The sequence below is a fragment of the Roseiarcus sp. genome (assembly GCF_052145395.1).
GTDB lineage: Bacteria > Pseudomonadota > Alphaproteobacteria > Rhizobiales > Beijerinckiaceae > Roseiarcus.
This window is the reverse complement of the sequence record NZ_JBKQOT010000082.1, coordinates 1-6,893: the sequence shown is the minus strand read 5'-3', so window position 1 is coordinate 6,893 and position 6,893 is coordinate 1. Positions and strand designations below refer to the sequence as shown.

Here is a 6,893-nt window from a genome sequence, read left to right as displayed (position 1 = left end):
CGCAATAGGCCTGGTCCAGGGCTTCTTCGTCGCCCATGAGGGCATCCCGGCCTTCATCGTGACGCTCTCCGGGCTCAGCGCCATCCGCGGGACGGCGCTGCTGCTGACGAAGGGCTACTCGATCCCGATCGACCCGCAAAGCCCCTTCAACGAGATCGGCCGCGGTTGGGTGCTCGGCGCGCCGATGCCGGCGATCATCGCCGTCGCGGTGCTTGTCGCCGGCTACGTCGTCTTCAACGAAAGCACTTTCGGCCGCTATGTGACCGGCGTCGGCGCCAACGCCGAGGTGGTGCGGCGCGCCGGCGTCAACACCGAGCGCGTGACGATGGCGGTCTATGCGCTGAGCGGCTTGGCGGCCGCCATGGCCGGGATCATCATCGCGGCGCGTCTTGGCAGCGGTTCGTCGAACGCCGGCGGCGGCTTCGAACTCGACGTCATCGCAGCGGTCGTGCTCGGAGGGACGAGCTTGTTCGGCGGCCGGGGCACGATGGTCGGCACCATGCTCGGCGCGCTGACGGTGGCGGTGATCGGCAACGGCCTCATCCTCTGCCATCTTTCGCCGTTTCTCACGCCGATCGTCGAAGGCGTCATCATCCTCGTCGCCATCTGGCTCAATTTCCGGCTGTTCCGGACCGGGCGGCGGACAGGCTGATTTCAAGGCAGGCTGATTTCAAGGAATGTCGATATGGCCAAACCTCGCACGGGCGTGAAGTCGGGAACGGTGCGCACCGTGCTCGGGCCGATTCCGGTCGAGTCGATGGGCGTCACGCTGATGCACGAGCACGTGTTGCTGGACACTTCGAGCTGGTGGAAGCGGCCTTGCTGCGCAAGCGACATCGGCTTTTCGGAACGGCCGCTGGACATCTCGATGATCGGCGATTTGCGAATGAACCCGTTCCTCAATCGCGACAATTGCGGACTGCTCGACGTCAAGGCCGCCGTCGAGGAACTCGGCTATTTCGTCGAGTACGGCGGCCGGACGGTCGTCGATCCGACCAACGTCGGCATCGGCCGCGATCCCTCGGCGCTGCAGCGCGTCGCCCGACGGACCGGCCTCAACATCGTCATGGGCGCCGGCTTCTACCTCGAGGCGTCGCACCCGGACTCTGTGAAGAAAATGTCCGTCGAGGCCATCGCCGAGGCGATCGCCGCCGACTGCGGCGTCTGCGAGGTCGAGCCCGAAGTTTGCGCCGGCATCATCGGCGAAATCGGCGTGAGCAAGGATTTCACGGCCGAGGAGCAGAAGGTGCTGCGCGGCGCGGCGCGCGCCTCAAAGATGAGCGGCGCGCCGCTGACAATCCATTTGCCGGGCTGGGAGCGCCTCGCGCATCGCGTGCTCGACGCCGCGGAGAGCGAAGGCGCGGACCTCAGGCACACCATCCTGTGCCACATGAACCCGAGCCTGCACGATCCCGCCTACCAGCGCAGCCTCGCGGACCGCGGCGCCTTCATCGAGTACGACATGATCGGCATGGATTACTTCTGCGCCGATCAGCAGGCGCAGTCGCCGTGCGACGAGGAGAACGCCATCGCGATTTGTCGTCTCGTCGACGACGGCTACGTGAACGCCATCCTGATGTCGCAGGACGTGTTCCTGAAGATGATGCTGACCCGCTACGGCGGCTTCGGCTACGGCTACATCCTCAAACATTTTGTCCCGCGTCTGAGGCGCCACGGGATGACTCAAGAGTCGATCGATCACATCCTCATCGAGAATCCGCGGCGCGTGTTCTGCGCAGAGCACCGCGCCCGCTGACGGCTCGCCTTTCAGCCTTCCGAAAGCCTTTGGGTCAGATAAGCGTTACAACATTCTGCTCGCCGGCGAATCCTGGGTCACGACCGGCACACACATCAAGGGCTTCGATCAGTTTGCGACGGTGACTTTTCACCTCGGCGCCGAGCCGCTCGTCGAGGCGCTCAAAGGATCGCCGTTCGATTTGAAGTACATGCCGTCGCACGAGGCCCAGCGCGACTTTCCCCAGACGCTGGAAGGCCTCGCCGCCTTTGACGCGGTGATCCTCTCCGACATCGGCTCCAACACCCTGCTGTTGCATCCCGACACGTGGATCGCCAGCAAACGCACCCCAAACCGCTTGCGGTCGCTGAAGGCCTACGTCGAAAACGGCGGCGGACTCCTGATGGTCGGCGGCTACTACAGCTTTCAGGGCATCAACGGCGGCGCGCGCTATCACGGCACGCCGGTTGAAGAGGTCCTCCCCGTCGACATCCTGCCTTACGACGACCGCGTCGAGCTTCCCGAAGGCTTCACGCCGGTGATCAAGCAGAACGCCCATCCGATCCTGCAAGGGTTTGAGGGCGTCTGGCCGGCGCTGCTCGGCTTCAACGAGGTCAAGCCGAAGGCCGGTTCGGCGATCCTTGCGACCGCGTCGGCCGACTACGGCGAGAAGCCGCTGCTCGTGGCGGGCGCGTTCGGCAACGGCCGCACGCTCGCCTGGACCTCCGACATCGGCCCGCACTGGCTGCCGCCGGAGTTCGCGGCGTGGCCCGGATACACGCGCCTGTGGCGGCAGGCGCTCGAGTGGCTGGTGAGAGCCCGCTAGCGGAACCATGATCCACGTTTTCGGCAACGCCGCGATCGACACCATTCTTCACGTCGACCGCTTTCCGCGGTCCGGCGAGACCATTGTCGCGCGGGAGCTTGCGGAAGATCTCGGCGGCAAAGGCGCCAATCAAGCGATCGTCATCGCGCGCTGCGGCGTTCCCGTCCGGCTCGCGGCTGCGCTCGGCGACGACGCGGCCGGCGCCCGGATCCGACAGGCGCTGGAGGCGGAGGGCGTGGCGGCGCATGGCCTTGCGGCCTTCGACGGCGCGACCGACCGGTGCCTGATCCTGGTGGACGCCACTGCCGAGAACATGATCGTCAGCCTCGTCGACGCGGCGCGCGCCTTCGATCCTGCCGAGGACGCCCGGCTCGCCGAGTCGATCGCGCCAGGCGATTGGGTGCTGATGCAGGGGAACCTCAGGCCCGCCGTGACACGCGCCGTCCTGGCGCTCGCCCGCCGCCGGGGCGCAGCCACGGCGCTCAATCCCTCACCCACGTATCCCGCCGCCGAGTATGGTTCACATGGGGGCCCCCGTGGTCAAGAGCTTTTGTTGCGGCAGGGCGTGGTCAGGGCAGTTCGGCATATCGGCGTTCGCTGTTGGCGGCGAAGATGGCGAGCGCGAGATGGGGGTCAAGGATGCGCAGCACCGGCGAAGCCGGCATGCGCGAAGCGCATGTCCTTGACGCACGTCTCGTCGTCTAGCCGAAAATGGCGCCGGCAGCGAACGGCTGTCGCACAGCGTCGGTTCGATCAAGCCCGAACTCGTTCACTCGTTCAGCTTCGCGATCCATGGTCTGAGCCAGATTGCATGACCCGGTCCGTTTCCAGAGCCGGTTCAAACTCACATACGGTCGCCGCTCGAAACGGCCGCACCCCTATCCCGCGTGCGCCGCGGCAAAGGCTCAGGAGAACGAGACCCTTCTGGAGCTCGGCATTGAAGCCAAATCAAACTTCGGTTCGTTCACCTGGATCCACCCGGACCTACGGGGGCCCGGGATTCTTGAGAAGCGGTTGCGGGTCTTCGGTCAGGAGGCTTTCATCACGGCGCCTTCGACGACGACGCCGGTGGCGACGTATTTCCACAGCGCCACAAGCAGCTTTCGCGCCAAAGCGACGATGGTCGTCTTCTTCATGCGGCCGCCGTCGCGTTTGACCCGTTCATGGAACCAGCGCGATAGCGCCGATTGCGGTTGATGGCGCAGCCACAGCCAGGCGAGTTGAATGAGAGTGGTTCGCAATCGCGCATTACCGGCCTTGGAGACGCCTTGCTCGCGATCGATCGATCCGCTCTGCCAGGGCGTCGGCGCGAGTCCGGCGTAAGAGGCAATCTGGCGTCGATTGTCGAAATGGCGGAAGAGCCCCTCCAACCAGAGGACGGCGGCAAATTCCGGACCGATGCCTTTGAAGTCGAGCAGCATCCTCCCGGCCGGCGCCGGCGCAGCGGTCTGTTGCGCGGCGAGCACCTCGTCTCGCTCGGCCTCCGTCAGCTTGATCTGATTGAGCAGCAGTTCCAACCGGTCGAGTTCGCGGCTGATCTGGGTCTTGAGATGCGCCGGCAAAGGGCGACCGTCTCCCGTCGTCAGCTCCTCGAGCCGTTGACGTCGATCGCGCCGCAACGGCTCGTAAGCGGATATTCCCTGGGCGAACAGCAATCCCTTGATGCGATTGACGTGCTCGACCCGCTCGGCAATCAGCACTTTGCGTTCGCGGCAAAGACGACGGCGGTCCTCTTCCTCGGGCGTCGGCGCCTTGACCATGGCACAGACCCGGGGTTCGCCGCGCTTATGGGCCAGCAGGGCGCGAAGCAGGGCCTCACCGTCGATCCTGTCGGTCTTGGCTCGCCGACGCCGGCGCGACGTCGCAATCGAGGCCGGATCGACGACGTGGCTCTCGATTCCTTCCCGTTCCAGCAAGCGATGCAGCCAGAAGCCGTCCAGCCCCGCTTCCTGAATCGTGACGATTGGAAAGGATTTGCCCGTCCGCGCCAAAGCCCTCTGCTTGAGCTCGGAAAACCGCGCCAGCAGCGCCGCGACGTCCCCGGCTCGTACAGAATGCTTCGACATCTTCTCACCGCCGCCGGGCGTCAGCGACGTGATCAGCCAGACAGAGCGGCTGAGTTCCAAAGAAATGAAGATTGCCGCAAAATGGGTTTGGATAGCGGCTGGCGTTTCGGCTCGGTCGGCATCAATCGGCATGGTCGTCTCCAGAGTGCGCGGTTCGCAACCTCACTCTGCCCGAGCGCCGGTCGCTATCCACCTCCCATGGGATCTGGAGCCTTGTCGATCTCGTCGTCGTCAACCGGGGCGAGGCGGTCGAACTCGGTTGCCGCGAAGACCCCCTCGCGGCGGCGCGCGCGTTGCGCGAGATGGGCGCGGGCTCAGCTGCGCTCACCCTTGGCGCGCAGGGGGCGGCGTTCGTCACGGCCGACGGGGATGTGCGATTCGAGGCGCCTGCGGCGGCGGCGGTCGATACCGTCGGGGCGGGCGACGTGTTCTGCGGCGCGCTGATCGCAGCGCGCGCCTCCGGGCGCGCCTGGAGCGGATCGTTCCGGATCGCCGTCGAGGCCGCGGCGATCGCGGTTACGCGGCGCGGCGTTTTGGCGTCGTTTCCCACCTGCGCCGAAATGGCTCGGCTCTTTTCGCGGTGGGCTCAAGAGGAGCCTCGAACATGAGCGATTTCCCAAGCGTGGCGCACCCGCGCGACAATGCGCTGAAAGCCATTTTCGGTCGTGAGAAGAACGTCCTCGTAGGCGTCGTGCATCTCGCGCCGCTGCTTGGCGCGCCGGATCATCGAGATTCGCCGGTGGAGTCGATCTACGAACGCGGGCTGAGGGACGCGCGCGCCTACGCCGCGGCCGGTTTCGACGGCCTCATCGTCGAGAATCATGGCGACATTCCCTTCGCCAAGCCTGACGACATCGGGCCCGAAACGGCGGCGCACATGGCGGTCGCTGCGATCGCATCGGGCGCGAAACGGGGCTGCCGATCGGAGTCAACGTGCTCGCCAACGCGGCGCTGCATGCCTTGGCCGTGGCGTGCGCCGCCGGGGCCCGCTTCGTCCGGGTCAAGCAATGGGTCAACGCCTACGTCGCCAACGAGGGGCTGATCGAAGGAGCGGCGGCGCGGGCGCTGCGGTATCGGCGGCAGCTCGGCGCCGAGGGCGTGCGCACCCTGGCCGACGCCCACGTAAAGCATGGCGCACACGCCATCGTGCAGGACCGGCCCCTCGCCGAACTGGTGCGCGACGTCGAGTTTTTCGGCGCCGATGCCGTGATCGCCACCGGCCAGCGCACCGGCCATGCCGCCGATCTCGACTACATTCGGAGCATCCGCGCCGCCGCAACGCTTCCCACGCTGGTCGGCAGCGGCGTCACACCCGACAATGTCGCAGACATCCTGGCGATCGTCGACGGCGTCATCGTCGCCAGTGCGCTGAAGGTCGGCGGGGGATGGTGGAGCCCGGTCGACCCGGCGCGAGCCAAGGCCTTCGTCGAGCGGGCCGGGCGCGCGCGGTGAGCGGAGGACGCATGCCCAGCCCAGTTTCGGACGCGTCGTTCTGCGAGACCCTCCGAGCCCGCGCTCGATCGACATGGGACGTCGCCGTCGGTCATCGGTTCTTCCGCGAAGTCGCTTCGGACGTCTTGACCGACGACGTCTTTGCCCGTTACCTTCGCATCGAATACGCCTTCATCGACACCGCCGCCGCCGCGCTCGGCTACGCGGTCGCCAAGGCGCCGTCGTTCCAGGAGCGGCGTCGTCTCGCGCTCAACCTGCACGGCCTGGTGACCGATCAGGAGCGTTTCTTTGCCGAGGCCTTCGACCGAATCCACGCGCCGCGCGATCAGCGGGTCGGGCTCCCGCCGCAAGGCGGGTCGGCTGCGCTCCACGAGCTGTTCCGGAGCGTGGCGACGACGGAAGGATATGAGGAGATTTTGGCCTGTTTTCTCGGCGCGGAGTGGCTTTACCTCACATGGTGTTCGCGAGCCCATCGCACGCCGTCGGCGCGCCCCGCGATCCGAGACTGGGTGGCGCTCCATGCCGGCGGAGCCTTCGCAGAGGGAGTGGCCTCATTGCGGAGCGAACTCGACGCCCGCGGTCCGACGTTGACAGCGGCGCGGCAAGCGCGTCTCGGAGAACTTTTTGAACGAGCGCTCGCCGCGGAGATTCCCTTCCATGCCGCCGCCTATGGCTAGCGATCCGTCAGCGTCGGTCGCGATGACGATGTCGCTCCGCGCGTCCCTTGGCAGTGACTTGGGCTCGGAGATGAGGCAGCGGAACAAATACGTCAAACATTGGTTTCATCTCAATTAGCCGTAGCTGCCGTCGCAAG

At 66.2% G+C, this 6,893-nt stretch carries 6 protein-coding genes and 2 pseudogenes; 7 read left to right on the top strand and 1 reads right to left on the bottom strand.

The genetic code is table 11. From position 1 onward, the window contains the following. The 4 genes and pseudogenes from ACLP25_RS02790 to ACLP25_RS02775 all read left to right on the top strand — a co-directional run. A partial coding sequence (locus ACLP25_RS02790; protein ID WP_442467711.1) for an ABC transporter permease occupies window positions 1-652 on the top strand: 652 nt, incomplete at its 5' end. 33 nt (window positions 653-685) lie between these two features. After that, window positions 686-1,756, top strand: a complete 1,071-nt coding sequence (locus ACLP25_RS02785; RefSeq protein ID WP_442467710.1) for a phosphotriesterase family protein — start codon at window positions 686-688, stop codon at window positions 1,754-1,756. 52 nt (window positions 1,757-1,808) lie between these two features. Continuing rightward, entirely contained in the window at window positions 1,809-2,561 is a 753-nt protein-coding gene (locus tag ACLP25_RS02780; RefSeq protein ID WP_442467713.1) for a glutamine amidotransferase, read from the top strand. Window positions 2,562-2,568: 7 nt separating this feature from the next. Next, window positions 2,569-3,045: pseudogene (locus ACLP25_RS02775) on the top strand (PfkB family carbohydrate kinase); the annotation flags it as partial. Window positions 3,046-3,589: 544 nt separating this feature from the next. On the opposite strand, the gene ACLP25_RS02770 reads toward ACLP25_RS02775, so the two are convergent. Then, a complete protein-coding gene (locus ACLP25_RS02770; RefSeq protein WP_442467709.1) occupies window positions 3,590-4,759 on the bottom strand; it encodes an IS110 family transposase in 1,170 nt (389 codons plus the stop codon). Between ACLP25_RS02770 and ACLP25_RS02765 the strand changes: the two genes are divergently transcribed. From ACLP25_RS02765 to ACLP25_RS02755, 3 genes and pseudogenes are all read left to right on the top strand, one after another. Then, window positions 4,726-5,235, top strand: coding sequence for a PfkB family carbohydrate kinase (locus tag ACLP25_RS02765; RefSeq protein WP_442467712.1), 510 nt, complete (start codon window positions 4,726-4,728; stop codon window positions 5,233-5,235). The genes ACLP25_RS02770 and ACLP25_RS02765 overlap by 34 nt on opposite strands. Continuing rightward, window positions 5,232-6,079: pseudogene (locus ACLP25_RS02760) on the top strand (BtpA/SgcQ family protein). The gene ACLP25_RS02765 and the pseudogene ACLP25_RS02760 overlap by 4 nt, the downstream one beginning before the upstream one ends. Window positions 6,080-6,090: 11 nt before the next feature. After that, the gene (locus ACLP25_RS02755; RefSeq protein WP_442467708.1) at window positions 6,091-6,756 is read left to right on the top strand and encodes a TenA family protein; all 666 of its coding nucleotides are present in this window, start codon (window positions 6,091-6,093) and stop codon (window positions 6,754-6,756) included. Window positions 6,757-6,893 lie beyond the last annotated feature (137 nt).

Excerpts from the sequence above, each read along its gene's own strand:
- ACLP25_RS02785 (WP_442467710.1), top strand. The coding sequence starts at position 686 with ATGGCCAAACCTCGCACGGGCGTGAAGTCGGGAACGGTGCGCACCGTG.
- ACLP25_RS02770 (WP_442467709.1), bottom strand. The coding sequence starts at position 4,759 with ATGCCGATTGATGCCGACCGAGCCGAAACGCCAGCCGCTATCCAAACC.
- ACLP25_RS02755 (WP_442467708.1), top strand. The coding sequence starts at position 6,091 with ATGCCCAGCCCAGTTTCGGACGCGTCGTTCTGCGAGACCCTCCGAGCC.